The following is a 24,734-nucleotide window of genomic DNA, read 5'->3' as shown; positions in this document are numbered from 1 at the left end:
AATACCGTACCTGTTATCGCCGCAGCCAAGGACCCGCGCAGGCACCGCTGCGTCACGGGCCGGGGCCCTGGCTGACCCGAAACGCCGCAGCTCACCCGGCAGGTAACGATTGGGTGTGATCCTGCTGACAAGGAAACGGGCCTATGTTAGCTTGAAGCCATACTCGGGATTCACCATTTGGATGCCGACGAATATGTAGGAGGAGTAATGGGCTTTCTAGGCTGGATCATTCTCGGACTCATAGTAGGTGCAATCGTCAAGGCAATCATGCCTGGCAGGGTCGGCGGCGGCTGGATCACCAGCCTCGTGCTCGGCGTTGTCGGCGCCGTTGTCGGCGGGTGGATCGGCGACCTGCTCTTCGGCGGCGGGAAGATGGAATTCTGGAATCTCGGTTCCTGGCTCCTGGCCATTGTTGGCGGCCTGGCGGTTGCCGGCATCTACGGCGCCATCACAGGACGCAACAAGACCACGTAACTGCACTGGCCACCGGCCCGGCACCCACGGTGCGGGGACGCTTGCAACAACGACGGCGGGAGCCCACCATGCGGTGGACCCCCGCCGTATTTTTTCGCCGTTGTCCGGGCCATACTGCGTCCGGTGGAGGGACTACTAGTTGCCCGGCTTTGCGCCGTCCTGCTGCGACCGGGCACTCGCGTAGAGGCAGACGGTGGCCGCTGTGCCGAGATTGAGGCTCTCTGCGGCCCCGTACACCGGGACCGCCACGCGGTGGTCGGCCAGGGCAAGTTCTTCCTCGGATAGGCCCTGGGCTTCGTTGCCAAAGAGCCACGCCGTGGGACTCTCCAGCGCGTACTCGGAGTCCGGCGATGGTGCACCGAGCCGGCGGGCCGCGTTCTGGTCCTGCAGCCGGTCCAGGTCGAGCTGGCCGCGGCCGTCCGCCGCGAGGACTCCGATGCCGCGTTCCCTGCAGCGCGCCACCAGTTCCCCGACGTCGGCGCCGAGCACGACAGGCAGGTGGAAGAGGGATCCCGCCGTCGAGCGCACGGCCTTGGGGTTGTAGATGTCGACGCTGGACCCGGTCAGGATCACGGCGTCCGCGCCGGCGGCATCGGCGGCCCGGAGCACGGTGCCGGCGTTGCCGGGGTCACGGACCTGGCACAGCACGGCAAGCAGCCGCGGGCCTGCGTCGAGCACTTGCTCAAGGCTCACGTCCAGGAAACCGCAAACCGCGAGAATGCCCTGCGGGGTGACCGTATCCGCCATCGCGGCAAGCACTTCGTCGGTGGCGAGATAGGCGGAGGTGCCCTCCGCGAGTGTCTCCAGGTCCGGGTGCCGGTCGAGGCAGGCCTCGCTCGCGTAGACCTCGTAGACGACGCCAGGCTCCCCCGCCGCAATCCTTTTCCGGTGCAGGACCAGGGCCTCCCGGACAGCCTGCGGGCCCTCCGCCAGGAACTCGCTGCGCTTTAAACGGGCCGGGCGCCCGGCAAGCTGTGCCACCTTCCTCACCCGATCAGCTCGGGGATTGGAAAGTGGAACATCTTGCGGGCGCCCGGTTTCGTTCATACAAGAACCTTAGTAGCTTTCGCAGCAGGTTCTCGAACGACGCAGTTCTTCAACTGCGGCAGGAACTACTTTGCGGCCTCGGCGTCAGCCTTCTTGGCAGCCTGCTTCTTGGCGGCCGGCTTCTTGGCGGCCGGTGCAGCCTCAGCCTGAACGGCCGGAGCGGACGTGTCGGCGGGCAGCGCATCCTTGGCGACCTGGACCAGCGCGGCGAAGGCGTTGGCGTCGGAAACGGCCAGCTCGGCCAGCATCCGGCGGTCAACCTCGACCTCAGCGGCCTTGAGGCCCTGGATCAGACGGTTGTAAGTCAGGCCGTTGGCGCGGGATGCAGCGTTGATGCGCTGGATCCACAGGCGGCGGAAGTCGCCCTTCTTCTTCTTGCGGTCGCCGTAGCTGTAGACAAACGAGTGCAGCAGCTGCTCTTTGGCCTTGCGGTACAGGCGTGAACGCTGTCCACGGTAGCCCTTTGCGCGTTCAAGAATAACCCGGCGCTTCTTGTGGGCGTTGACCGCCCTCTTCACACGTGCCACGTGCGTACTCCTTAGAAATTACTGATCCCAAGCATCTACTGCCGGAACAACCGGCTGGCCTGAGAAGCCTTTTTGGTAGTTGACTGCTGCCAGGTGGCAACAATCAGAGAACTTGGAACTTAGATGCCGAGCATCTTCCGGATGACCTTGGCGTCGCCCTTGAAGACGATCTTGTCGCCGGCGAGGCGGCGGGTCAGCCTGGAGGACTTGTGCTCAAGGTAGTGGCGGCGGTTGGCCTGCTGGCGGCGCAGCTTGCCGCTGCCGGTCAGCTTGAAGCGCTTCTTAGCACCACTGTGGGTCTTCATCTTCGGCATGGGAACCGATCTCCTTACGTATCCGCAGACAGGGTCTGCAGTCTTTCGTGCAGCCGCCCCTGCGGGCGGCGTGCTGGTTGCTTGCTGCCGGACATTGCTGTCCGGCAGCCCTGAACTAGTTGGTCTTCTTGGTGCCCGGCTTGGCGGCGGCCTTCGGGGCAGCCGGCCGTGCAGCGGGCTTCGGCGCCGACGGACGCGGGATCGGCTTCGGTGCTGCAACCGGCTTCGGCGCAGCCGCCGGAGCGGACTTTTCAGCCTCGGGCACCTTGGCGGCTTCCGGAGCCTTGGCGGCAGCCTTGGGAGCTTCGGGCGCCTTGGCGACAGCCGGCCTGACTGCCGCCTTCGGCGCTTCAGCCTTCGGAGCCTCACGCTTCGGAGCGGCCTTGGGTGCCTCCTGCTTCGGTGCCTCCGCGACGGGAGCCGGGGCTTCCTCAGCCTTGGCCTCGACGGCCGGGGCAGCCTCCGCGGCGGGCGCTTCCGTTGCCGGAGCCTCCGTGGCGGACTCCGCCGTTCCGGATACCTCAGCCTCGGTCACCTCAGCCTCGGTCACCTCAGCCTCCGGCGCCTCAGCCTCCGTCCGGACCTGGTAGCCCTCCGGAAGAAGATCAGCGAGCGACTGCGTCAGCGGCGCATCGACGCCGGACGTGTCAACGCGGCCGCCGCCGCCCGAAGCCTTGGCTTCGTTCTCGGCCTTGGCTTCCGCGCGCTGTGATGCACGGCGGGCTTCTGCCTTGGCTTCTGCCTTGTTCTTCAGAGGACCGACCACCATGACCATGTTGCGGCCATCGATCCGGGGGCTGGACTCCACGACACCGACTTCGGCGACGTCATCCGCGAAGCGCTGGAGCAGGCGGATGCCCATCTCGGGGCGCTGCTGCTCACGGCCGCGGAACTGGATCATGGCCTTGACCTTGTCACCGGCGCCCAGGAAGCGGAGCGCGTGGCCGCGCTTCGTCTCGTAGTCGTGGGTGTCGATTTTCAGGCGGAAGCGGATTTCCTTCAGGACCGTGTTGGTCTGGTTCTTCCGGGCCTCGCGCGCCTTGACGGCGGCTTCGTACTTGTACTTGCCGAAGTCCATCAGCTTGCACACCGGAGGCTTGGCCTGCGGTGCAACTTCAACGAGATCAAGATCGGACTCGGCAGCCAAACGCAGGGCATCCTCAATACGGACAACGCCTACTTGCTCGCCTGCAGGGCCGACCAGCCGCACCTCGGGGACGCGGATACGCTCATTGATTCTTGGCTCGCTAATGTTAAAGCTCCTGTGTTCGTGAGGGGTATTCCACCGGCAAAAAGAGAAGGCCCCCAATTGCCGGAGCAATCGAAGGCCTCGAAGATCGGTACTGCCAGCCTCGTGTGAGACGGCATGCATCCCGCCAGGCTGACGCCCGGGAAGAATGCCCGACCAGGTACCCGGCAACCTTGCTTCTTGCGAAGCTTCCCGAAGGAGAGCGGCTGACGCGGGTGGGAGAGAACTCCGCTTGCTAACTGAAAGTCGATTCTACAGAAGAAATCCCGTCCTGCGCACCTGCATGCCGGGCATGTTGGTTGCGGACGGGTTCCGGCCGTCATACCGCTGCAGTGCAACACAGGGAATAACGACATTCAGTCGGTCTGTGACAAGCTTACCAGCATGAGCACTTCAGACAGTAATTCACATGTTTACGAGCCCGCCAGCGCCCAGGGCGACGTTTCACAGCAGATCCGCGACATCTCCGAGGTGCCCGCGATCGAGGTCATCACCACCGCCGCCGTGCACCTTATGAGCGCCGCCGCCGTGAAGCTTGGCCTCGCCGCCGAGGAAAACGCCGAAGAGCTCAAGGACCTCGACGAGGCCCGCAAGCTGATCACGGCCCTCGCCGGCCTGGTCACCGCCGCGGCACCCGAGATCGGTTCCCAGCACGCCGGGCCGTTGCGCGACGGACTGCGGTCCCTGCAGCTGGCCTTCCGCGAGGAATCCATCATTCCGGACGCACCGGGCAAGGGCCCGGGCGAGAAGTACACCGGCCCGGTCAACTGAGCACAACCAGCAATCCGGCCACAACGCGGCGGCGGGCGGACCACTCGGGTCCGCCCGCCGCCGTCGTTAACGCCGCTGTGCGGGTTCTACCGCGGCGAGGCGCCGCCGGCGGCGGTGCTGCAGCCCCAGTCCCAGCAGACACAGCAGCACACCGCCGGCTCCGACGGCCACGAACCCGGCCGCAGCGCCGATGCCATCGATGAAGACCCCGGCGAGCGGTGCGCCGAGGGCGACGCCGCCGGTGAGCGCCGAGCCATACCAGCCCATCGCCTCACCGCGGCGGCGCTCGTCGACAACGTCGGCGACCTTCTCCGAGGCTGCGGACAGCACCGGTGCGCATAGCAGGCCCGGCAGCAGCGCGAGCAGGCTGAGGGTCCAGGTGTCCTGCGCGAAGGCCATGGGAATGGTCAGGGCGGACATGCCGAGCAGCAGCAGGATCGGCGGGACCGGCCGGTGCATAGCGCCGTAGATCAGTCCGCCGACCACCGAGGCCCCGCACCAGAACACGAACACCAGTCCGATCTCGGCCTGGTGGCCGCCGGTTTCGAGCGAAGCAACGATCCCGACGTCGGTGCCGCTGAGGATCATGCCGACCCCGGCTGCGACGGCGAAAATGGCTGCCACGGCCGGGGTGAACCAGGCAAAATTATGGATGACCTTGTGCCGCCGGCTTGACTCAAACGCCGCATCGGACACTGGATCGGACTTGGCGTCGCCTTCGGAGGTTCGGGTCGGCGGGTTGAACCACATCAGGAAGAGCCCGGACACCGAGGTGGCGATGCCGACGGCGGTCAGCCCCAGGACCGAGAATCCGGCGGTCGCGACCAAAGCGCCGGCGGCGGGGCCCATCATAAAGACCAGTTCGGTGGAGATGGCGTCGAGGGCGAAGGCAGTCCGGCGCTGCTCCCCCGTGGCGAGGACGCCGAGGGACTGGCGCACCACGCTGAAGATCGGCAGCGTCAACAGTCCGCCGACGAACACGAGGGGCAGCAGCAGTTCGTAGGTCACATGCGGCACGATCGACCAAATGACGGTCTCTGCAATGACGGACGGGATGAGGGCACGCCGCAGGCCCACGGTATCAACGCGCCGGCCGCGCCAGGGTGCACCGACGGCAATGCCAATCGTCATCACGGCGGCAGCGGCCCCCGCGGCGGCATAGCCATGGCCAAGGGTCAGGACGATGTGCAGCGTCAGCAGGACTCCGGCCGCGGAGTGCGGGATTCGGGCGACCATGCCCACCAGCAGGAGCCGCCTGATCGGCCGGACGGCCAGCAGCTCCCGGTACAGCGCGAAGTTCACGAAAACTATTTCCTTCTGGTACGGCCGTCGGCAGCACCAGGATCTCTCCCGCTGTCCGTCAGCTACATTGCTGCGCGCCGCAATTTGACCTCGATCGAGTCAACCCGCTCAGCGAACACTTCATTCCGCGCCCAGGCTTGATTGAGGCCGGCCACGATGGACTGGACGCCGGCGGCGTCGAGCCCGTCTTCGAGGAAGAGCAGCACCCGGAGTTCCGGGCCGGCGCCTCCGCCCGGCAGCTGGGTTCCATCGGCTGTCAGTGAGGCAACTCCACTGCCTGGATGAATTTCTACACGGCGGACTGCGGAAAAGCCAGCGGCGGCCTCGCCGAGGCTCCGGGCGAGCCCGGGGTCAGCGTACGACGGCGCCCAGTCCCGCTGCTGCGCCAGGGCCCACAGGGCGGGCCGGCGCACCACGAAGGTCACCGGGGAGCCCGGGTCGAGCACGAGCAACTCCGCGCCCTCAGCGACCGCGGAGAGGGCCGCACGGGCGGCGTAGACCGCCACCGGGCGGGCCTCGGGGTGCCAGGCCGCGAGCGAGGCGGCTGAGGTGAACACGGGCATCGCCGTCCGGCCGTCCGGCGCCTTGAGGGTCACGAGGGCCATGTCGGCCTGCTTGTCGGCGTGCAGCCCACCGGCCCCTTCGGCTTCTTCTGCCAGGGTGGCGAGGATCGGCACAAAGACCCGCGCCGTGGCCAGTGCGGCCACCACCGCCGCCTCGTCGCCGTCGCCGGCCGCGAGGGCGGCCAGCGCGGCAAGATACCCGGCGTCGGCCGCACCGTCGTCGTCCTCGAAATTGTGGATCGTGGCGTCGTCGCCGGTGAGGCTGCGCCCGGCCCAGGGCTGCCCGGCCGAGTCGGCCGGGCCCCCCGCGCCGGCGAGGGCAGCTGCGATATGGCCGGGCAGCTGGCGTGGCCCGGCTGGTCTGTCGGCGGCGCTGTCGGCGGCCGGCTGGTGCTCCATGCTGCTGACCGGCTAGCGGCGGCCGGCGACGTCGAGGGCCTCGGGCAGGGTGAAGTTGCCGTTGTAGAGGGCCTTGCCGACGATGGCGCCCTCGACGCCGAGCGGCACGAGGGAGCGGAGGACTTTGAGGTCATCCAGGCTGGAGATTCCGCCGGAGGCGACGACGGGCTTGCCGGTCTTCTCCACCATCTGGCGCAGCAGTTCGACGTTGGGTCCCTGGAGCGTGCCGTCCTTGGTGACGTCCGTAACGACGTAACGGGAGCAGCCTGCCTCTTCGAGGCGTCCGAGGACGTCCCAGAGGTCACCGCCCTCCTTGGTCCAGCCGCGGCCGGCGAGTGTTGTGCCGCGGACGTCCAGTCCGACGGCGATCTTGTCGCCGAAACGCTCGATCACCCGGGCCGTCCATTCCGGGTTCTCCAGTGCCGCCGTGCCCAGGTTCACGCGGGCGACGCCCAGGTCCAGGGCCTTCTCGAGCGACTCGTCATCGCGCAGGCCGCCGGAGAGCTCCACCTTGATGTCGAGCCGGCCGACCACTTCGCGAAGCAGTTCAGCGTTGGAGCCCCGCCCGAAAGCGGCGTCGAGGTCAACGAGGTGGACCCATTCCGCCCCCTGCTGCTGCCAGTTCAGCGCAGCTTCCAACGGAGTGCCGTAGCTCGTTTCGCTGCCGGCCTCGCCCTGGACGAGGCGGACGGCCTGGCCGTTGACGACGTCGACGGCGGGCAGCAGCTCCAGCAGGGGCAGCGGGGTTTCGGTGGTCATCGTGGATCCTCAGCTCTTAGGTACGGCTCTTCGGGAAAACGGCAGGGGGTTGCGGCGGCGGGGCGCGTCAGGCGGCAGGCAGCGTCAGGCGGCAGGCAGCGTCAGGAGGTAGGCGGCGAGCAGCGCCATCCCGGCCAGGACGTAGAACACAACCTGGACCCAGCGCGGGCTCTTCTGCAGGCGGAACGACAGCCCTCCGCCGACCAGCAGCCCGGCGAGCCCCATCAGCACTATGGACCACATCTAGGCGGTCCCGGTTTGCGGGGTCCGGGACCCGCCGTGCAGGCCTTCCACCCAGTTGCGCAGCAGGCGCGCTCCGGCATCGCCGGACTTCTCCGGGTGGAACTGCGTGGCGCACAGCGGGCCGTTTTCCACAGCTGCGATGAACGGGGCGCCGTGCTCAGACCAGGTGACGAGGGGCGCCGTCATCCGCGGCTGGATGACGTCGAAATCCCACTTCTGGACACCGTACGAGTGGACGAAGTAGAAGCGCTCGTCCTCGACACCGGCGAAGAGCCTGGAGCCCTCCGGAACCGTCACCGTGTTCCAGCCCATGTGCGGTACGACGTCGGCCGGGAGGAGCTCCACCTTGCCGGGCCATTCCGCCATCCCTTCGGCTTCGGTGCCGTGCTCGACACCGGCCTCGAACAAGACCTGGAGGCCGACGCAGATGGCCAGGACGGGACGGCCGCCGGCGACGCGGCGGCCGATCATGCGGATCGCGTCGACGGCTTTGAGTTCGCGCATCACCGTTTCAAACGCACCGACCCCGGGGACCAGAAGGCCGTCGGCGTTGAGCACGTCCTCCGGCTTGGAGCTGAGGATCACCTCGGCGCCGGCGCGTTCGAGGGCGCGGACGGCGGAACGGACGTTGCCCGAGCCGTAGTCGAGGACCGTGACCGTGGGCTTGCCCTCGGGCGACGCCGGCTTCCGGCCGGCGTCGGGGTTGATGATTGCCCCGTCCTTCAGTACCCGGCCGGTCACAGCGCCCCCTTGGTGGAGGGGATGCCCTTGACGCGGGGGTCCGGTTCGACGGCGGCGCGCAGGGCACGCGCGAACGCCTTGAACTGGGCCTCGACGATGTGGTGCGGATCCCGGCCGGCGGTAACGTTCATGTGCAGGCAGATTCCGGCGTGCAGGGTGATCGCCTCGAAGACGTGGCGGGTCAGCGAACCGGTGAAGTGTCCGCCGATCAGGTGGTACTCCTGGCCGGCCGGCTCGCCGCCGTGCACGAGGTACGGGCGGCCGGAGACGTCGACGACGGCATGCGCGAGGGCCTCGTCGAGCGGAACCGTGGCTTCGCCGAACCGGCGGATCCCGGCCTTGTTCCCGAGCGCGGTGCGCAGGACCTCGCCGAAGGTGATGGCAACGTCCTCGACGGTGTGGTGGACGTCGATGTGCGTATCGCCGGTGGCCTTGACCGTCATATCGATCAGGGAGTGCTTGCTCAGCGCCGTCAGCATGTGGTCGTAGAAGGGGACCGAGGTGCTGATGTCGGACACGCCGGTGCCGTCCAGGTTGATCTCGACCAGCACGGATGATTCGCTGGTGGTCCGTTCCATGCGTGCGGTCCGGGCCTCGGCAGCGGTTGATCCGGTGTTGCTCATGTGGGTGTCCTTTGATGACGACGGTGCCCGCCGTTCAGGCAGGGTGGATGTCCTGGGTTAAGTCTAGGCGGGCTGTACCGCGTGCCCGGCCAGGATCAGTTCGAGGGCTTCGAGGAAGGCTGTGGTTTCCGTCTCAGTCCCGGCCGTGACGCGCAGGTGTCCCGGGATGCCAACGTCCCGGATGAGCACGCCGGCGTCGAGCAGGCCCTGCCAGACTTCGTGGGGGTTGTCGAGACCGCCGAAGAAGACGTAGTTGGAGTCGGAGGCGGCCGGTTTGAGGCCCATCCGCTGGAGTTCGGACACGATCCTGTCCCGCTGGCGCTTGATGTCCTCGACGTCGGCCATCAGCGCCACCCGGTGGTGCAGGGCGGCCAGGGCTGTCGCCTGGGTGATGGCGGAGAGGTGGTACGGGAGTCGGACCAGGCGCAGGGCGTCCGTTACTTCCGGCGCGGCCGCCATGTAGCCCACCCGGGCTCCGGCGAGGGCGAAGGCCTTGCTCATGGTGCGCGAGACGATCAGGCGTTCCCGGCCGGGCAGCAGGGTGAGGGCGCTGGGCGTGCCGTCGTGGGCGAACTCGTGGTACGCCTCGTCGACGATCACGATGGTCTGGCTGGCCTCGCCGGCCTCGTAGACGGCTTCCACCACGTCCAGGCCCAGCCCGGTGCCGGTGGGGTTGTTCGGGGAGCAGAGGAAGACGATGTTCGGCTGGAGTTCGCGGACCTGGCGGGCCGCCGACTCGGCGCTCAGCCCGTAGCCGTCGGCGCGGACGCCCGCGAGGTACCCGGTGTCCGTGCCGGCAGCCAGCAGCGGGTACATCGAGTAGGTGGGAGGGAAGCCCAGGGCGGTGCGGCCCGGGCCGCCGAACGCCTGAAGGATCTGCTGGAGAACCTCGTTGGAGCCGTTCGCGGCCCAGATGTTGTCGGCACCCAGTCCGTGCCCGAGGTATTCGGCCAGGGCTGCACGCAGTTCCGTGAATTCGCGGTCCGGGTAGCGGTTCAGGCCGACCGCGGCAATCGTAACGGCCTCGGTGATGGCGGCCCGAACGTCCGCCGGGACGCCGTGGGTGTTCTCGTTGACGTTGAGCAGGATGGGCACGTCCAGCTGCGGCGCGCCGTAGGGCGTCAGGCCGCGCAGGTTTGTCCGGAGGGGAAGTCGGTTCAGGCGCTCTAGCTGGTCAGTCACTGCACCAGTTTAAGTGAGATCGCGGCGGGGGCTGAAACTGTGACGGATCAACGGAGCTACTTGGACGGAATGAAGAGCGCCTGGCCCGGCACGACCCGGGCAGCCTCCAGGTTGTTCAGCTGGACGATGTCGGCGACGACATCGCGGGGATCCCGCTCCGGGGCGACGGCCTCGGCGATGGCCCAGAGGGACTCACCGGGCTGCACCGTCACGGTCACCGTGGGGGTCAGGGAGAGATCAGCGGCGGACTCCGCGGCTTTGGCCGGGGCGTTGAGGAAGCCGCTGAGGGACAGAACGAGCGCGGCCAGCAGGATCAGCGGCACCCCGATGAAGACAATGCGTCCCCGCCGGGTTAGCCTCAGCGGCGCCTGCCTGGCCCGTGGTCCGCGGCCGGCCACGGTGCGCCGGTCTCCCGGCGCACCGCCCCCGGGGCGGCCGTAGTTGCCGAATGCGTCGCGGCCGAAAGTATCGTGAAACACGCTTGATGCTGACATGAACTTAGCCCTCCTGGACCATACTGTGCCGCCCGGCATACTCCACATATGCGCCGCCAACCGGCCTGACCTTCGAACAAAGAACCGAACGTTGTGCTGCGTCCATGCCGTGTTTCACTAGAACACATATTCGAACGCTGCCTGATCTGTTTTAGCACTTATTGACGAACATTGTCGAGACTCGCTAGAACAAATGTTTGAAAAAGCCGTGCGGCTGGCCTACGTTTGAGTCAAAGAACAACCACTTCTGCAGTTGATCAGCAGGGTCTGACATTTCAGGCCGGAAGTTCCCGGCAGCCGCAGCCACGGCGGCCGGGCGGAACGGAAAGGCGTTGGCGAACATGGCAGCACAAGCCACCGGCGGCAGGGCCACCCAGCGGAACACGCAGGCAGCCCGGCCGCCCAAGAGCCTCACGGTCCGGCAGAAGAAGATTCTGGAAACCATCCAGCGCTCCGTGACGGACAACGGCTACCCGCCGTCCATGCGCGAGATCGGTGACACGGTCGGCCTCGCCAGCCTCTCCAGCGTCACCCACCAGCTCTCACAGCTGGAGAAGCTGGGCTATCTGCGCCGCGACCCCAAGCGCCCCCGCGCCATGGAAGTGCTGATGCCCCTGACCCTCGATGAGGGAACCACAAAGAATTCCGGAGTCGGGAAGTCCAGCGGCCTGCGCACGGTCGGCGGTTTGTCGGTGTCGGAGCTGGCCAGTGCCACCGATACGGCCATGGTGCCGCTGGTGGGCCGCATCGCCGCCGGCGGGCCGATCCTGGCGGACCAGGTCGTCGAGGACGTTATGCCGCTGCCGCGCCAGCTCGTGGGCCACGGCGAGCTCTTTATGCTCAAAGTCGCGGGCGATTCGATGATCGACGCCGCCATCTGCGACGGCGACTGGGTGGTGGTCCGCCGGCAGGGTGACGCCGTCAACGGTGACATTGTCGCCGCCCTGCTGGACGACGAGGCAACGGTCAAGACGTTCCGCCAGCGCGACGGCCACACCTGGCTGCTGCCGCAGAACACCCAATACGAGCCCATTCTCGGTGATCACGCCGTCATCATGGGCAAGGTCGTCTCGGTCCTGCGCTCCCTCTAGGAGCCCGGCGGACCCGCACGCCCGGTCGTTGCGGAGGGCCCCGCCTCACATGGCGGGGCTCTTCGCGTTTTCTGCGGCTGCGGCTAGGCGGCCGGCTGCCCGGATTCCTTCGCAAGCCGCTCCAGGGCCGCGACGGCAATCGCGGGGTCGGTGGTGGGCCAGAACGGCGGCAGGGCGGCACGAAGGAATCCCCCGTAGCGTTCGGTGGAAAGCCGCGAGTCGAGCACGGCCACGACTCCCCGGTCCGTCGTCGTGCGGATCAGCCGGCCGGCCCCCTGGGCCAGGCGGATGGCGGCATGGGTCGCGGAAACGCTCATGAAGCCGTTGCCGCCGGCCTGGGCCACCGCGCGGGACCTGGCCGTCATGAGGGGATCGTCGGGCCGCGGGAACGGAATCCGGTCGATCACCACAAGCCGGCAGGAGGTCCCGGGCACATCGACGCCCTGCCACAGCGACATGGTGCCGAACAGGCAGGTGTCCGGTTCGTCGGCGAACTGCTTCACGAGCGCGGTCATGGTCGAATCGCCCTGGCAGAGGATGCCCATGTCCAGCCGCGGGCGCATGGCCTCGGCGGCGTCCTCGGCCGCGCGGCGGGAGGAGAACAGGCACAGGGCGCCGCCGCCGGAGGCACGGATCAGCTTCTCGAGTTCGTCGAGGGCTTCCGGGGACGCGCCGCGGCCGGGCTTGGGCAGGTGTTTGGCGACATAGAGGATGCCCTGTTTTGGGTATTCGAACGGCGAGCCGACGTCGACGCCGGTCCAGCTGGGGGCCCCCGGCCCGACCAGTCCAAGGCCGCCAGCGGCCGGTTCGAAGGCTGACCCGATCGCCAGCGTTGCCGAGGTCAGGATGACGGTGTGGTCCGCGAAGAGCCCCTCGCGCAGCCTCCCGGCCACGCTGAGCGGTGCGATGTTGATCAGCGCCGGGGCGGACTCGTCCGGCTGGGCGTACCCCTGCTGCGGGTCAAAGGTGCTGTTGCGGGAAAACCAGACCACCTCGCGGTTCTCGCGGGCGGCAAGCAGCCGTTCGCAGAGCTCCAGGATCACCATCAGCCGGGAGCGGGCGAGCTGGCGGCCGCCGTCGGCTGTGTTGGCGCTGTCCCCCTTGGAATCCGAGAGAGCGGCACGACAGGCGTCCCGCAGCTGGTCCACACAGTCCAGTTGTTCGGTGTTGAGGCCGTTGGGCATAAGGCCGCTGGGGACGCCCTCAATGGCAAGTTCGAGGTGGGACGCGGCGTTGTTCAGTGCGTCCACGGTGATGCCGGTGTGCTTGCGCGCCCCGGATGCGGCGGCGTGCACCATCGCGGCGGAGAGCTGGCCGGACACGGCGCCGGTCACGCGGTCCTGCAGCTCGTGGGCTTCGTCCACCACCACGACGTCGTATTCCGGCAGCACGGCAAGGCCCTCGAAGGCGCTGACTGCCAGCATGGCGTGGTTGGTGACGACGACGTCGGCGTCAGCGGCGTTCTGCCGGGCCAGTTCGCTGAAGCATTCGGCCGCCATCGGGCATTTCTGCGCGCCCAGGCACTCCATCGACGTGACCGAGACCTGCCGCCAGGCACGGTCGGTGACGCCGGGCAGGAGTTCGTCCCGGTCCCCCGTCGTGGTGTCCTCGGCCCAGTCGCGCAGCCGGACGACTTCCTTGCCGAGCTGCGACGACGGGCCGCCCATCGCCGCCGCGAAATGCGGCACGGAGGTGTCCTCGCCGAGCGAGAAGAGCTGGCCTTCGGACGGTTCTTCCGAGGGAAAGCCGCCGTCGAGCTTGTGGCGGCACACGTAGTTGGAGCGGCCCTTGACGAGGGCGACCTTGACGGGCCGTTCCAGCGCCGGGGTGATGGTCTTCAGCAGCCGGGGCAGGTCGCGGCCGACGATCTGGGTCTGCAGGGCCAGGGTGGCGGTGGAGACCAGGGTGGGCTTGTCGCTGACGAGCGAATGGGCGATCAGCGGGATGAGGTACGCGAGCGACTTGCCGGTTCCGGTGCCGGCCTGGACCAGCAGGTGGTCGCCGCTGTCAATCGCGTGCGCCACCTGCCTGGCCATCTCGTGCTGGCCGTCGCGGCTCTGGCCGCCCATGCCGGACACGGCGCGGTCGAGCAGTTCGATGACAAACTCCTCACCGGTCCGGCCGCCTGCGTCCGCCCCGGTCACCGCTGCGTCAGTCATTGCTGATGAACGAATCCAGTTCGGCGGCGAATCCTTCACGCACCATCACGACGGCACGGGTGCCCGCTTCCTCGTGGTCGAGGCTGAGGATCTCGGCGTCGGTCTCGTGCAGCTTGCTGAGCAGGTCACCGCGGTTGTACGGGATCATCAGTTCCAGTTTCACGCTCGGCCTCGGGATGCCCTCGCTGATGGCCTTGAGCAGTTCCGGGATGCCTTCCCCGGTCCGGGCAGAAACCACCACGTGGCGCGGTTCGCGCTGCTTGAGCCGTTCGATTACGAAGGGGTCCGCGGCGTCGGCCTTGTTCAGGACGATGATTTCAGGCACCTTGCGTGCGTCGACCTCGCTGAACACCTTGCGGACGGCAGCGATCTGGCCTTCCGGATCCGGGTGGGAGACGTCCACAACGTGCAGGATCAGGTCCGCGTCGGCAACTTCCTCCAGAGTGGAGCGGAACGCCTCCACCAGCTGGGTGGGCAGTGAACGGACAAAGCCCACGGTGTCGGCGAGGGTATAGCCCAGCCCGTCCGAGGTCTCGGCCTTGCGGACCGTCGGGTCCAGGGTGGCGAACAGCGCGTTCTCCACCAGGACACCGGCGTCGGTCAGCCGGTTCAGCAGCGAGGACTTGCCGGCGTTGGTGTACCCGGCGATCGCCACGGAGGGCACGGCATTACGACGGCGGTTGGCGCGTTTGGTTTCCCGGGCCGGCTTCATCGCGGCGATTTCGCGGCGCAGCTTGGCCATCCTGGTGCGGATCCGGCGGCGGTCCAGCTCAATCTTGGTTTCACCGGGACCACGCGATCCCATGCCGGCACCGGCACCACCGACCTGGCCACCGGCCTGGCGGGACATCGAGTCACCCCAGCCGCGCAGGCGCGGGAGCAGGTACTCGAGCTGGGCCAGTTCCACCTGGGCCTTGCCCTCGCGGCTCTTGGCGTGCTGGGCAAAGATGTCCAGGATCAAGGCCGTGCGGTCGATCACTTTGACCTTGACGATGTCTTCCAGGCTGCGGCGCTGTGACGGTGCCAGTTCGGCGTCGACGACGACGGTGTCAGCCCCGGTGGACATCACGATGTCCTTGAGCTCCTGGGCCTTGCCGGAGCCGAGGAAGGTCCCGGGATCGGGCTTCGCGCGGCGCTGGACTATGCCGTCGAGGACCTCCGAGCCGGCGGTCTCGGCCAGGGCGGCGAGTTCGCGGAGCGAGTTCTCGGCGTCGGCGAGGGTGCCCTCGGTCCATAGACCGGCCAGCACCACACGCTCGAGGCGCAGCTGCCGGTATTCGACTTCGGTGACGTCTTCGAGTTCGGTCGACAGCCCGGCGGTACGCCGCAGGGCGTGCCGCTCCTCGAGATCCTGCTGGTCGCCGTCGAAGTTGCTGTGTTCCTCGTCCAGCCGGGAAATCGCCTGCGCCTTGCCGAGCACGGACGTGGCCTCACCGGCAGCCGGGGCTGCCTTCCGGGCAGGGGTGTCCTTGGACAGGATCCGGTCGATGACAGCCTGGATTTCCGCAGGGCTCATGTCCTGGGCTGCTGAATCGGGTCCGGGGTTGGGCTGACTGGTCATGGTCTCCTTTAGAGGTTCGGCAGTTTCAGAATAGTGCCGATTGGTGCCGGGCGGGGCGGTATTCGCGCTGGGCTGACGACTATTGGTCATTCGGGTCTCCTGGGATGCCTGCGGCGGCGGTGCCGGGACAGGGCGGGCTCCGCAAGAAGCGGCGGGAAGGCGGTGGGCATGGGGCGGGAACAGGCGCGGTGCGGCCTTGAGGAGGAGCGCCTGTCCGCTCGGCCGGGCCCCAGCGGGCACTGCCGAACTCCAAGAGGATCGGGCGCCAGCGTGTGGTCCCTGCCGGGATCATCGTGGGGTGGCGCTCTGAGCGGAAGGTAACTACCTGCGTCGCTGCGGGGACAGGGGTTAACCCGTGCCGGCTACTTGAAGTTCAAGAACATGGTTTCAAGGTTAGCAGACGGTGCGGCTGCTTCCGGGCCGCCGTCAGGGGGCCGGGCCGCGCCGTCCGCGCCCCTGCCGCCGGTTTCCCATAGACACCAAGGGGCAACTAATCTGGCCAGTTATGGAGTCCGCACACTATTTCAGCGCCCAGCCTGCCGGGCCGTTCACGCGTAAGCCCCTGACCGTGGAGCTTGCCGGTGAGACCCGGCACCTGCAGACGTCCTCGGGCATCTTCAGCCCGGACGGCATCGACAAGGGCACAGCCGTGCTGCTGGCCGAGGCTCCCGCCCCGGCCCCGCAGGGGACGCTGCTGGATATCGGCTGCGGCTGGGGTCCGGTCGCGCTGACCATGGCGCTGCGGGCACCGCACTCTCAGGTCTACGCCGTGGACGTCAACGAACGCTGCGTCACCCTGACCAACGAAAACGCCGCGCTGCTGGGCCTGGGCAATGTCACGGCCAGCACGCCCGACGCCGTCGACCCTGAGCTTCGCTTTGACACCATCTGGTCCAACCCGCCCATCCGGGTCGGCAAGGACGAGCTCCATGCCCTGCTGCTGCTGTGGCTGCCGCGGCTGGCGCCGGGCGGCTCGGCGTGGCTGGTGGTGCAGAAGAACCTGGGCTCGGATTCCCTGCAGCGCTGGCTCGCGGCGGAGCTCGACAGCACTTTCACGGTAACGCGCGAGAGCACTTCGAAGTCATTCCGCATCCTGCGGGTCAGGAAAGCGTCCCGCTAGCCACAATTGCCGCGGGCCCACTGAGCTCGACGTGCTCGTGGCCCTCCGCGCCGAGGAAAAACTTCACCCCGACAACCCCGCCCGGGACGTGGACATTCCAGGCGTCCGGCGCACCCTGGCCGGCCCAGTGGCGGATCGCGACAGCCGCGGCACAGGCGCCGGTGCCGCAGGACTGTGTTTCCCCGACGCCCCGCTCATGAACGCGCATCGTGATGGTACCGACCCCGTTATGGACCAACGGCTCGGACGGCACAACGAATTCCACGTTCGTGCCGTGGGGCGGGGTCGGATCCACGTGGGGTGCCGTAAACAGCTGCGTGGCATCCAGCTCGGCCAGTTCGGCCAGCGCCACCACGGTATGCGGATTGCCCATGCTCACGGACAGGGCGGGCCTGGCGACTTCCAGCCCCGCCGCGCTGACCAGCGAATCCATGGCCCGCGCAGTGGCCTCGCCCGGAAAGATGAACTCCCACGGGCCCATGTCGACGGCATAGCCGGCGGCGGTTCGGACGATCGTTTTCGCACCGGCCCGGGTGCCGATGGTCAGTGATTCGCCGGCGGGCAGCTCCACGAGGCCTTCGGCAATCAGGAAGTGCACAAAGACGCGGACGCCGTTGCCGCACATCTCGGACACCGAGCCGTCGCCGTTGCGGTAGTCCATAAACCATTCGGCGTCCGGGCTTCGCGTGAGCAGCTCCTGGCCCTCGGCGAGCAGCCGCGACGGGACGGCGCGGATCAGTCCGTCGCCGCCGATTCCGCGGTGCCGGTCACAGAGTGCTGCGACCTGCTCCGGAGTCACCGCCAAGGTGCCGTTGGGGTCGGCCAGGAGCACAAAGTCGTTTCCCGTGCCGTGGCCTTTGGAAAAGTTGAGTCCGCTCAGGGCTGCCGTGTCACCGGTGGAGTTGTGGTCAGCGGCCACGGTCAGGGTTTCGTCCATGCTCCAAGGTTACCGTTCCGGCGCCGCCGGCTGGGTCCCTGCCCGGTCGGGAACGCCTGGAACGCCGGGACCGCAGAGTGCGGCGGCCTTGGTCACGAGTTCCGGGTCCTGCCAGTCGAGCCAATGGATGCGGGGGTCGGCGCGGAACCAGGTGAGCTGCCGGCGGGCGAACTGCCGGGTCGCGACAATCGTTTCCTCCGTGGCCTGCGCCACGTCGGATTCGCCGTCGAGGACCCTGAGGAACTGGGCGTAGCCGAGGGCGCACGGGGCCGTGCGCCCCAGCCGGAGTCCGGCGGCGTCGAGCTTCCGGACCTCGTCGAGCAGGCCGCTTTCCACCATGGCGTGGACGCGGCGGGCCAGCCGTTCCCGGAGTTGTTCGCGGTCCACCTCCAGCCCGATCTGCACGGCGGGCCCGGCGTACTCGCGGGTGGGCATAAACGAACTGAAAGGCCGCCCGGTGAGTTCGAATACTTCGAGGGCGCGGACGATCCGGCGTGCGTCCCCGAGCCGGCCGGCGGAGACCGGGTCCACGCCTTCCAGCCGCGCCCGCAGCGGCGCCGCCCCGGCGGTTTCCAGTTCCGCCTCGAGCCTGCGCCGGATGGCGGGGTCCGTGCCCGGGAATTCCAGCACGTCCAGGGCGGCCCGGACATAGAGCCCGGAGCCGCCGGCCAGGATGGCGCGTTTGCCGCGGGAGTGAAGGTCGGCGATGAGCGCGCGGGCCTGCTGTTGGAAATCCGAGACGCTCGCTTCCTCGGTCACGTCCAGGATGTCCAGGAGGTGGTGTGGCACCCCCCGGCGTTCGTCCTCGGTGATCTTGGCGGTGCCGATGTCCATGCCGCGGTAGAACTGCATGGAGTCGGCATTGATGACTTCGCCGCCGAGTTCCAGTGCCAGCGAGACGGCGAGATCGGACTTGCCCGAGCCGGTGGGCCCGACGACGGCGATTATCGGCGGCACAGCCGGCCGCCCACCCTGCAGTGCCTCGCCGGCGGCCTGGGCGGTGCCCTGCGGGCCTGCCACGGCGCTAGCGGCCGCGGACGGGAAGGGTGGGCATGCCCAGGGACACGCCGGTGGTGCCGGCGGCGGGTCCCGGCGCGGGTGCGCCGCAGGAGTCCGCCTGGGACCTGTCCCAGGCGTCACCCGCCCGGGAGCGGCGGAGGCTGTAGTCGTCCGCCGACGCAGGGTCGGCCACCAGGTGGAACGCCGCTGCCCCGGTGATGGTCACGGTGACGAGGTCGCCGGGGCGGGGCGTCCCGGCGCCGGCCGGAACGGAGAAGTGGACCAGGCGCTGGTCCCGGGCCCGCCCGGTGAGCCGGTGGGTTTCCCCGGACTTGCGCCCGGGCTGGGCCGTGACCATGACTTCCACCCGCCGGCCGAGCTGGCGGGCGTTTTCCTCGGCGGCGATCCGGTCCTGCAGGGCGGTGAGACGTTCGAAGCGTTCCTGCACCACGGCCTTGGGAAGCTGGTCAGGGAGCTCGGCGGCGGGCGTGCCAGGCCGCTTGGAGTACTGGAAGGTGAAGGCGGTGGCGAAGCGGGACCTTTCCACGACGTCGAGTGTGGCCTGGAAGTCCTCCTCGGTCTCGCCGGGGAACCCGACGATGATGTCTGTGGAGATCGCGGCCTGCGGGATTTTCTCGCGGACCTTTTCCAGGATGCCCAGGAACTTCGTCGAGCGGTACGACCGTTTCATGTCCTTGAGGACCTTGTCCGAGCCGGACTGCAGCGGCATGTGCAGCTGCGGCATCACGTTGGGGGTCTCCGCCATGGCGTCGATGACGTCGTCGGTGAAGGCCGCGGGGTGCGGGCTCGTGAAGCGGACACGTTCCAGCCCGGGGATGTCTCCGCAGGCGCGCAGCAGCTTGGAGAAGGCCTGGCGGTCGCCGAACTCGACGCCGTAGGAGTTTACGTTCTGGCCCAGCAGGGTGACTTCGATGGCGCCGTCGTCGACGAGGGCCTGGATCTCGGCCAGGATGTCGCCGGGGCGGCGGTCCTTTTCCTTGCCGCGCAGGGCCGGAACGATGCAGAACGTGCACGTGTTGTTGCAGCCGACGGAGATCGACACCCAGCCGGCATAAACCGAATCCCGCTTGGTCGGCAGGGTGGAGGGGAAGACGTCGAGCGACTCGAGGATTTCGAGCTGTGCCTCGTTGTTGTGGCGTGCCCGTTCCAGCAGCGCCGGCAGGGCGCCGACGTTGTGCGTGCCGAACACGGCGTCCACCCAGGGGGCCTTCTTCAGGATGGTGTCGCGGTCCTTCTGCGCCAGGCAGCCTCCGACGGCGATCTGCATTCCCGGGTTCGCTTCCTTGACCGGGGCGAGCATGCCGAGGTTGCCATAGAGCTTGTTGTCGGCGTTTTCCCGCACCGCGCAGGTGTTGAAGACGACGACGTCGGCCAGCTCCCCCGCGGCCGGGACATAGCCGGCAGCTTCGAGCATCCCGGACATCCGCTCGGAGTCGTGCACGTTCATCTGGCAGCCGAAGGTCCGCACCTGGTAGGTGCGGGGCGGCGCCGTGGCGGGACGTGACCCGCCAGGCAGCGACGAGGCGTCAGTGGAAGGGATGGTGCCGGCTGCTGGGGAGGGAATGGTCAAACTCACCTGTTAAGGGTAACGGCTCGCACGCTGCCAGGGGTTCCTCAGGAAACAGGTTCGTCCCCGGTACCGGTCCCGGCGGCGTCGAGTACTTCGCCGACGATCCGGAAGGCCTGCGAGGGCTGGTATCCCTTGCGGGCGAGCATGGAGGCCAGCCGGCGCGTGGTTTTGTCCCGCTCGGCACGGTCTCTGAACCCGGCAGCGCCCCGGAGTTTCCGCTGGACCAGTTCGCGGGCCGCAGATTCCTCGTCCTCGTCGCTGAGCTGTGCCAGGGCGCCGGCCGCGGTTTCGGCGTCGATGCCCTTCTCCGCGAGTTCCCGCCGGAGCGCGCCCTTGGCGAGTTTGCGGCTCTGGGAACGGGACCGCACCCACATGTCCGCGAAGTCCACGTCGTCCACGAGCTTCACTTCTTCGAAGCGGTCCAGCACGGCTTCCGCGACGTCGTCCGGGACGTTGCGCTCGGCCAGTTTGCGGGCGAGCTGCAGACGGCTCTTGGGCGAGTTCGTCAGCTGCCGCAGGACAATGGCACGCGCGACCGCCGCCGGGTCAGCGTCCCGGTCGGGTTCGGTGGAAGGAGCCGGCCGCCGGGACTGGCCGCCGTACCGGTCCCCGGAACTGTCCCCGGCAGGGTCTGTTTCGTCAAGGCCGGGGGCAGGATTCCGTGACGGGAATCCTGCCCCGGTGCGCCGTCGGGCGTTAGAACCCGTCAACGGCCTTCAGCTTCGGTTCCGCGTCGGTCTCGGCCGGGGCCTTCACGCCGACGCCGAGCTTTTCCTTGATGAGTCGCTCCAGCTCGGCAGCCAGTTCCGGATTGTCGCGCAGGAATCGGCGGGAGTTCTCCATGCCCTGGCCCAGCTGGTCACCGTCATATGTGAACCAGGAGCCGGACTTCTTGATCAGGCCGTGCTCGACACCCATGTCGATGATGCCGCCTTCGCGCGAGATGCCCTGGCCGTAAATGATGTCGAACTCGGCAATCTTGAAGGGCGGGGCCATCTTGTTCTTGACGATTTTGGCCTTGGTGCGGTTGCCGACGGAGTCCGCGCCCTCCTTGAGGGTCTGGATCCGGCGGACGTCGATGCGGATCGAGGCGTAGAACTTCAGCGCCTTGCCGCCGGTGGTGGTTTCCGGGGAGCCGAAGAAAACACCGATCTTCTCGCGCAGCTGGTTGATGAAAATGGCGGTGGTCTTCGTCTGGCTGAGGCGGCCGGTGATCTTGCGGAGGGCCTGGCTCATCAGGCGCGCCTGCAGGCCGACGTGGCTGTCGCCCATGTCGCCTTCGATTTCAGCGCGGGGAACGAGGGCGGCAACGGAGTCGATGACAATGACATCAAGGGAGCCCGAGCCGATCAGCATGTCCATGATTTCCAGGGCCTGCTCGCCGGTGTCCGGCTGGGAGACCAGCAGTGCGTCGGTGTCCACGCCGAGCTTGGCGGCGTATTCGGGATCGAGGGCGTGCTCGGCGTCGATGAAGGCAGCGATGCCGCCCAGGCGCTGGGCATTGGCGACCGCGTGCAGCGCCACCGTGGTCTTACCGGAGGATTCCGGACCGTAGATTTCCACGACCCGGCCGCGGGGCAGGCCGCCAATTCCCAGGGCAACGTCCAGCGCGATGGAACCGGTCGGAATAACCTCGATGGGCGCACGGACTTCATCACCAAGGCGCATGACCGAGCCTTTGCCGAACTGCTTGTCAATCTGGGCGAGCGCTGCGTCGAGCGCTTTCTGGCGATCCGGGGCTGCGGCCATGGTTCACACCTCTAATACTTTCTCGCTGTGGAGGGGCCGTTCCGGCCCTGTGTTTAGTGTTCGTGATCAGGTTGGTGATCAGTTCATCTCTCAAGCTACTGGCACCCACCGACAGAGTTGGCTGCCGGCCCCGCGTATGTGGAAAACACTCTGGAAAAAGCATAGTCCCATCCGAACAGATATTCGAACAATCGCCGCGGCGTGTCAGTGATCTGCCGCGCCGGTCAGCGCGGTTTGACGTCGCGGCCCAGCCGTCGCTCGGGCGGGACGTCCTGGACCTCGCACAGCGCCAGCCACACCTGCCGGGGAGGTATTCCGGCGCTCAGCGCCTGGTCGGCGGTCCGTCCGCCGACTCCGGCGAGGACAAGCGAGCTGCTGAGGACCCGGGAGTATCCCGCCCCGAATTCGTCGTCCATAAGGCGCCAAAAGTCACTGATTCGCACTCCTAGAGTCTCTCACGATGCGGTGGGACTCTAGAATGGTTGCCATGAGCAACCCTGCCGTTGGCCCTGGCATCCCCGGCGGAACTGACGATTCCACAGATGCGGCGCTGGCCGCGGTCGAGCACCAGCTGAGCCTGCTCTGGCGCCGTGCGCGCTCCATCTCCCACCAGCTCTCCCGCCAGGTCCACCCGGACATGGAACCGGCGGCCTACGGTCTGCTGTCCGTGATCCGCAAGCAGGGTGCGATGCGGCTGACCGAACTGGCCTCGGCCGTCGGCGTCGGGAAGCCGTCGGTGAGCCGGCAGATCGCCTTCCTGGAACGCCTGGGGCTGGTGTCCAAGGAAGCTGACCCGCTGGACGGCCGCGCACAGATGATCCGCCTGACGCCCAGGGGCGAGGAGAAGATGCACGAGGTGCAGGACGCCCGGCGTGAAGTCTTCCGCGAACGGCTGGGCGAGTGGCCTCCGGAGGACCTGCAGACCCTGTCCCGCTACATCGCCAAACTCAACGCCACCTACGAGCGGGACGGTTTTCCCCGCGACGAACCCCAGTAGCGGCGGCGTTCCCCCGCTGCTGCGGTTCGTCCGGAACGCAAAAGACCCCGGCACACCGCCGGGGTCTTTTGTCGAGTAGTGGGTCGGGGCTAGCGCGCCCCGGAAAGAAGGCCCTTGGCCAACTCGTCGTTAAGGTCGGAGTTGAGCTCACGGTCCAGGTCACGGCCGTAGCGCTGCGCAAATTCCTGCGGGACGGTGTCCGGAACAGCAACACCCTCGGCAACGGCGACCCGGTCGCTGACCTCGCGGAGCATGCTGGAGAGCGGAACATCGAGGGCCGAGCAGATCGAAGAGAGCAGCTCCGAGGAGGCTTCCTTCTGGCCGCGTTCCACTTCACTCAGGTAGCCCAGGGAAACGCGGGCGCTGTGCGAGACTTCGCGGAGGGTACGGCCTTGGCGTTGGCGGACATCGCGCAGTACATCACCGATTTCGTGACGAAGTACAACCATCTTGCGCTCCTTCTGTTCGCTCTTAGCCTGATCGGCGAGGCCCACATCCTTCCAGCGGACAACGCCGTTAACGGATACGGGCTGCTTTACCATCTGTATCGCCTTGCTCCCTCTTTATGTCGAGCCCGCCGGCGACGGCGGACACTGATGATGCTTTCATCCTAGGCGCCTCCCTTATTCGGAAGCGACACAATGTAACAACTATTAGGAATCAAATTTTGTTCCCGGCAACTTTACGCCCGGTAGCCTTTGGACGCCAGAACTTCCAGCAGGCGTTCCAGCGCCGCGGCGCAGGCCTGGCCACGGATTTCCGGGCGGTTGCCCTCGAAGCTGTACGCGTACGACGTCGAACCCTCCGCAGAGGAGAGGCCGATGTAGACGGAACCCACGTCCTTGCCGCCATGCGGCTCGGGACCGGCGACGCCGGTCGTGGAGACGCCGATGTCGGCGCCGCAGATCCTGCGGGCGCCCTCGGCCATGGCTTCGGCGACCCGTCCGTCGACGGCTCCGACGCTGTCCAGCAGGTCCCGGGGCACTCCCAGCACATCGGCCTTGACCGCGTTCTGGTAGGACACCACGCCGCCCTGGAGCATCCCGGATGCCCCGGGTGTGTCTGCCAGCATGGCGGCGACCATTCCGGCGGTGAGGGATTCCGCCGTGGCGACGGTCAGGCCGCGGCCGATCGCCTCGGTGACGGCTTCCTCGGCCAGGTGATGCAGATTGATCGTGTGGTGGGGGCTGTTGGTCATGGCTTGCCGTCCTGGATCTTCTGTTGCTGGGCCCGGATGCCGCTGGCGCGCAGCTTGAGGGCCTCGATGACATATTCGCCGCCGGTCCAGACCGTGATCGCGAGGGCCAACAGCATGACCGCGAAGGCCACGAACCCGAACCACGGCGCGATCGAGGCAAGCGGGAGGAGGTACATGAAGATGGCCACCGTCTGGACGACAGTCTTGAGTTTCCCGCCACGCGAGGCGGGGATCACGCCGTAGCGGATGACGAAGAAGCGCAGGGCGGTGACGCCCCATTCCCGGACCAGGATCAGGATGGTGACCCACCACGGCAACTCCTGCAGCAGCGAGAGCATCACGAGGGCGGAGCCGATCAGCAGCTTGTCCGCGATCGGGTCCGCGATCTTGCCGAAGTCCGTGACCAGGCCTCGGCTGCGGGCGATGTCGCCGTCGAGCTTGTCCGTGTAGATGGCGACGGCGAAGGTCGCCGCGGCGATCCAGCGCCAGACCCCATTCTGGGCCACAAGCCCGGGTGCGTCGAGCAGCAGGAACCAGACGAAGAACGGCACCATCACAATCCGCAGCATCGTCAGGATGTTGGGCAGGTTCCAGATCTGGGAGCCGGATCCGGCCTTGTTTGCTTCGGCGCTAGTCACCTTCCT

The 24,734-nt window shown here is 67.6% G+C and carries 28 protein-coding genes; 5 read left to right on the top strand and 23 right to left on the bottom strand.

The features are described from left to right. Positions 1-207: 207 nt before the first annotated feature. On the top strand, positions 208-474 hold the full coding sequence (locus J2X01_RS04050) for a GlsB/YeaQ/YmgE family stress response membrane protein (RefSeq protein WP_310050806.1): 267 nt from the start codon (positions 208-210) through the stop codon (positions 472-474). Between the two features lie 135 nt (positions 475-609). Here the strand turns inward: J2X01_RS04050 and J2X01_RS04045 are convergent, their stop codons facing one another. The 4 genes from J2X01_RS04045 to infC all read right to left on the bottom strand — a co-directional run bounded on the left by J2X01_RS04045 (position 610) and on the right by infC (position 3,572). Further along, positions 610-1,521, bottom strand: coding sequence for a TrmH family RNA methyltransferase (locus tag J2X01_RS04045; protein ID WP_310050804.1), 912 nt, complete (start codon positions 1,519-1,521; stop codon positions 610-612). Between the two features lie 65 nt (positions 1,522-1,586). After that, complete coding sequence (gene rplT / locus J2X01_RS04040) at positions 1,587-2,048, bottom strand: 50S ribosomal protein L20 (protein WP_310050802.1); 462 nt, start codon at positions 2,046-2,048, stop codon at positions 1,587-1,589. Between the two features lie 119 nt (positions 2,049-2,167). Beyond that, positions 2,168-2,362, bottom strand: coding sequence for a 50S ribosomal protein L35 (gene rpmI / locus J2X01_RS04035; protein WP_009358635.1), 195 nt, complete (start codon positions 2,360-2,362; stop codon positions 2,168-2,170). 115 nt (positions 2,363-2,477) lie between these two features. Continuing rightward, a complete protein-coding gene (infC, locus tag J2X01_RS04030) occupies positions 2,478-3,572 on the bottom strand; it encodes a translation initiation factor IF-3 (RefSeq protein WP_374724925.1) in 1,095 nt (364 codons plus the stop codon). Between the two features lie 423 nt (positions 3,573-3,995). Between infC and J2X01_RS04025 the strand changes: the two genes are divergently transcribed. Then, entirely contained in the window at positions 3,996-4,382 is a 387-nt protein-coding gene (locus tag J2X01_RS04025; RefSeq protein ID WP_226761144.1) for a DUF1844 domain-containing protein, read from the top strand. Positions 4,383-4,448: 66 nt separating this feature from the next. Here J2X01_RS04025 and J2X01_RS04020 read toward each other — a convergent pair whose 3' ends face one another. From J2X01_RS04020 to J2X01_RS03985, 8 genes are all read right to left on the bottom strand, one after another. After that, positions 4,449-5,684, bottom strand: coding sequence for an MFS transporter (locus tag J2X01_RS04020; protein WP_310050799.1), 1,236 nt, complete (start codon positions 5,682-5,684; stop codon positions 4,449-4,451). Between the two features lie 62 nt (positions 5,685-5,746). After that, positions 5,747-6,646: an SseB family protein gene (locus tag J2X01_RS04015; RefSeq protein WP_310050796.1), complete on the bottom strand. Its 900-nt coding sequence runs from the start codon at positions 6,644-6,646 to the stop codon at positions 5,747-5,749. A 12-nt stretch (positions 6,647-6,658) separates the two neighbouring features. Further along, complete coding sequence (gene priA / locus J2X01_RS04010; protein ID WP_310050793.1) at positions 6,659-7,405, bottom strand: bifunctional 1-(5-phosphoribosyl)-5-((5-phosphoribosylamino)methylideneamino)imidazole-4-carboxamide isomerase/phosphoribosylanthranilate isomerase PriA; 747 nt, start codon at positions 7,403-7,405, stop codon at positions 6,659-6,661. A gap of 84 nt (positions 7,406-7,489) precedes the next feature. Then, positions 7,490-7,648, bottom strand: coding sequence for a CG2302 family histidine operon protein (locus J2X01_RS04005; RefSeq protein ID WP_310050791.1), 159 nt, complete (start codon positions 7,646-7,648; stop codon positions 7,490-7,492). After that, on the bottom strand, positions 7,649-8,389 hold the full coding sequence (hisH, locus tag J2X01_RS04000; protein WP_310050789.1) for an imidazole glycerol phosphate synthase subunit HisH: 741 nt from the start codon (positions 8,387-8,389) through the stop codon (positions 7,649-7,651). Further along, positions 8,386-9,012 carry an imidazoleglycerol-phosphate dehydratase HisB gene (gene hisB, locus J2X01_RS03995; RefSeq protein WP_310050787.1) on the bottom strand — a complete coding sequence of 209 codons (627 nt, stop codon included), beginning with the start codon at positions 9,010-9,012 and terminating at the stop codon, positions 8,386-8,388. Before hisB ends, hisH begins: the two co-directional genes overlap by 4 nt. Before the next feature lie 63 nt (positions 9,013-9,075). After that, entirely contained in the window at positions 9,076-10,194 is a 1,119-nt protein-coding gene (locus tag J2X01_RS03990) for a histidinol-phosphate transaminase (RefSeq protein WP_310050785.1), read from the bottom strand. 56 nt (positions 10,195-10,250) lie between these two features. After that, on the bottom strand, positions 10,251-10,688 hold the full coding sequence (locus J2X01_RS03985; RefSeq protein WP_310050782.1) for a LysM peptidoglycan-binding domain-containing protein: 438 nt from the start codon (positions 10,686-10,688) through the stop codon (positions 10,251-10,253). A 341-nt stretch (positions 10,689-11,029) separates the two neighbouring features. Here J2X01_RS03985 and lexA point away from each other — a divergent pair, with 341 nt between their 5' ends. Continuing rightward, a complete protein-coding gene (gene lexA / locus J2X01_RS03980; RefSeq protein ID WP_310050781.1) occupies positions 11,030-11,779 on the top strand; it encodes a transcriptional repressor LexA in 750 nt (249 codons plus the stop codon). Positions 11,780-11,862: 83 nt separating this feature from the next. Here lexA and J2X01_RS03975 read toward each other — a convergent pair whose 3' ends face one another. Both J2X01_RS03975 and hflX read right to left on the bottom strand, forming a co-directional pair. Continuing rightward, entirely contained in the window at positions 11,863-13,938 is a 2,076-nt protein-coding gene (locus J2X01_RS03975; protein ID WP_310050780.1) for an ATP-dependent DNA helicase, read from the bottom strand. Continuing rightward, complete coding sequence (hflX, locus tag J2X01_RS03970) at positions 13,931-15,499, bottom strand: GTPase HflX (RefSeq protein ID WP_310050776.1); 1,569 nt, start codon at positions 15,497-15,499, stop codon at positions 13,931-13,933. Before hflX ends, J2X01_RS03975 begins: the two co-directional genes overlap by 8 nt. Positions 15,500-16,004: 505 nt before the next feature. Between hflX and J2X01_RS03965 the strand changes: the two genes are divergently transcribed. Further along, the gene (locus J2X01_RS03965; RefSeq protein ID WP_310050774.1) at positions 16,005-16,619 is read left to right on the top strand and encodes a class I SAM-dependent methyltransferase; all 615 of its coding nucleotides are present in this window, start codon (positions 16,005-16,007) and stop codon (positions 16,617-16,619) included. On the opposite strand, the gene dapF is transcribed toward J2X01_RS03965, so the two are convergent. The 6 genes from dapF to J2X01_RS03935 form a co-directional block, all read right to left on the bottom strand. Continuing rightward, on the bottom strand, positions 16,600-17,556 hold the full coding sequence (dapF, locus tag J2X01_RS03960; protein ID WP_310050771.1) for a diaminopimelate epimerase: 957 nt from the start codon (positions 17,554-17,556) through the stop codon (positions 16,600-16,602). The two genes, J2X01_RS03965 and dapF, sit on opposite strands and share 20 nt — an antisense overlap. Before the next feature lie 9 nt (positions 17,557-17,565). Further along, positions 17,566-18,534, bottom strand: coding sequence for a tRNA (adenosine(37)-N6)-dimethylallyltransferase MiaA (gene miaA / locus J2X01_RS03955; RefSeq protein WP_310050949.1), 969 nt, complete (start codon positions 18,532-18,534; stop codon positions 17,566-17,568). A gap of 46 nt (positions 18,535-18,580) precedes the next feature. Next, on the bottom strand, positions 18,581-20,152 hold the full coding sequence (miaB, locus tag J2X01_RS03950) for a tRNA (N6-isopentenyl adenosine(37)-C2)-methylthiotransferase MiaB (RefSeq protein ID WP_374724924.1): 1,572 nt from the start codon (positions 20,150-20,152) through the stop codon (positions 18,581-18,583). Between the two features lie 38 nt (positions 20,153-20,190). Next, entirely contained in the window at positions 20,191-20,670 is a 480-nt protein-coding gene (locus tag J2X01_RS03945; RefSeq protein ID WP_310050945.1) for a regulatory protein RecX, read from the bottom strand. 172 nt (positions 20,671-20,842) lie between these two features. Then, the gene (gene recA / locus J2X01_RS03940; protein WP_310050769.1) at positions 20,843-21,895 is read right to left on the bottom strand and encodes a recombinase RecA; all 1,053 of its coding nucleotides are present in this window, start codon (positions 21,893-21,895) and stop codon (positions 20,843-20,845) included. Positions 21,896-22,119: 224 nt separating this feature from the next. Next, positions 22,120-22,338, bottom strand: coding sequence for a DUF3046 domain-containing protein (locus tag J2X01_RS03935; protein ID WP_069951199.1), 219 nt, complete (start codon positions 22,336-22,338; stop codon positions 22,120-22,122). A gap of 44 nt (positions 22,339-22,382) precedes the next feature. Between J2X01_RS03935 and J2X01_RS03930 the strand changes: the two genes are divergently transcribed. After that, entirely contained in the window at positions 22,383-22,892 is a 510-nt protein-coding gene (locus J2X01_RS03930) for a MarR family winged helix-turn-helix transcriptional regulator (RefSeq protein ID WP_310050764.1), read from the top strand. An 89-nt stretch (positions 22,893-22,981) separates the two neighbouring features. On the opposite strand, the gene J2X01_RS03925 is transcribed toward J2X01_RS03930, so the two are convergent. The 3 genes from J2X01_RS03925 to pgsA all read right to left on the bottom strand — a co-directional run bounded on the left by J2X01_RS03925 (position 22,982) and on the right by pgsA (position 24,728). After that, a complete protein-coding gene (locus J2X01_RS03925; RefSeq protein ID WP_066434909.1) occupies positions 22,982-23,434 on the bottom strand; it encodes a helix-turn-helix domain-containing protein in 453 nt (150 codons plus the stop codon). A 140-nt stretch (positions 23,435-23,574) separates the two neighbouring features. Then, on the bottom strand, positions 23,575-24,090 hold the full coding sequence (locus J2X01_RS03920; RefSeq protein WP_310050761.1) for a CinA family protein: 516 nt from the start codon (positions 24,088-24,090) through the stop codon (positions 23,575-23,577). Then, a complete protein-coding gene (gene pgsA, locus J2X01_RS03915) occupies positions 24,087-24,728 on the bottom strand; it encodes a CDP-diacylglycerol--glycerol-3-phosphate 3-phosphatidyltransferase (protein WP_310050759.1) in 642 nt (213 codons plus the stop codon). The genes J2X01_RS03920 and pgsA overlap by 4 nt, the downstream gene beginning before the upstream one ends. Between the last annotated feature and the right edge of the window lie 6 nt (positions 24,729-24,734).

The sequence above is a fragment of the Arthrobacter ginsengisoli genome (assembly GCF_031456935.1).
Lineage (GTDB): Bacteria > Actinomycetota > Actinomycetes > Actinomycetales > Micrococcaceae > Arthrobacter > Arthrobacter ginsengisoli.
Note: the sequence above shows the minus strand (reverse complement) of the source record. Positions and strands in the feature narration are given on the sequence as shown.

Excerpts from the sequence above, each read along its gene's own strand:
- J2X01_RS04050 (WP_310050806.1), top strand. The coding sequence starts at position 208 with ATGGGCTTTCTAGGCTGGATCATTCTCGGACTCATAGTAGGTGCAATC.
- J2X01_RS04045 (WP_310050804.1), bottom strand. The coding sequence starts at position 1,521 with ATGAACGAAACCGGGCGCCCGCAAGATGTTCCACTTTCCAATCCCCGA.
- rpmI (WP_009358635.1), bottom strand. The coding sequence starts at position 2,362 with ATGCCGAAGATGAAGACCCACAGTGGTGCTAAGAAGCGCTTCAAGCTG.
- J2X01_RS04025 (WP_226761144.1), top strand. The coding sequence starts at position 3,996 with ATGAGCACTTCAGACAGTAATTCACATGTTTACGAGCCCGCCAGCGCC.
- J2X01_RS04015 (WP_310050796.1), bottom strand. The coding sequence starts at position 6,646 with ATGGAGCACCAGCCGGCCGCCGACAGCGCCGCCGACAGACCAGCCGGG.
- priA (WP_310050793.1), bottom strand. The coding sequence starts at position 7,405 with ATGACCACCGAAACCCCGCTGCCCCTGCTGGAGCTGCTGCCCGCCGTC.
- J2X01_RS04005 (WP_310050791.1), bottom strand. The coding sequence starts at position 7,648 with ATGTGGTCCATAGTGCTGATGGGGCTCGCCGGGCTGCTGGTCGGCGGA.
- hisB (WP_310050787.1), bottom strand. The coding sequence starts at position 9,012 with ATGAGCAACACCGGATCAACCGCTGCCGAGGCCCGGACCGCACGCATG.
- J2X01_RS03985 (WP_310050782.1), bottom strand. The coding sequence starts at position 10,688 with ATGTCAGCATCAAGCGTGTTTCACGATACTTTCGGCCGCGACGCATTC.
- lexA (WP_310050781.1), top strand. The coding sequence starts at position 11,030 with ATGGCAGCACAAGCCACCGGCGGCAGGGCCACCCAGCGGAACACGCAG.
- J2X01_RS03975 (WP_310050780.1), bottom strand. The coding sequence starts at position 13,938 with ATGACTGACGCAGCGGTGACCGGGGCGGACGCAGGCGGCCGGACCGGT.
- hflX (WP_310050776.1), bottom strand. The coding sequence starts at position 15,499 with ATGACCAGTCAGCCCAACCCCGGACCCGATTCAGCAGCCCAGGACATG.
- J2X01_RS03965 (WP_310050774.1), top strand. The coding sequence starts at position 16,005 with ATGGAGTCCGCACACTATTTCAGCGCCCAGCCTGCCGGGCCGTTCACG.
- dapF (WP_310050771.1), bottom strand. The coding sequence starts at position 17,556 with ATGGACGAAACCCTGACCGTGGCCGCTGACCACAACTCCACCGGTGAC.
- recA (WP_310050769.1), bottom strand. The coding sequence starts at position 21,895 with ATGGCCGCAGCCCCGGATCGCCAGAAAGCGCTCGACGCAGCGCTCGCC.
- J2X01_RS03930 (WP_310050764.1), top strand. The coding sequence starts at position 22,383 with ATGAGCAACCCTGCCGTTGGCCCTGGCATCCCCGGCGGAACTGACGAT.
- J2X01_RS03925 (WP_066434909.1), bottom strand. The coding sequence starts at position 23,434 with ATGGTAAAGCAGCCCGTATCCGTTAACGGCGTTGTCCGCTGGAAGGAT.
- J2X01_RS03920 (WP_310050761.1), bottom strand. The coding sequence starts at position 24,090 with ATGACCAACAGCCCCCACCACACGATCAATCTGCATCACCTGGCCGAG.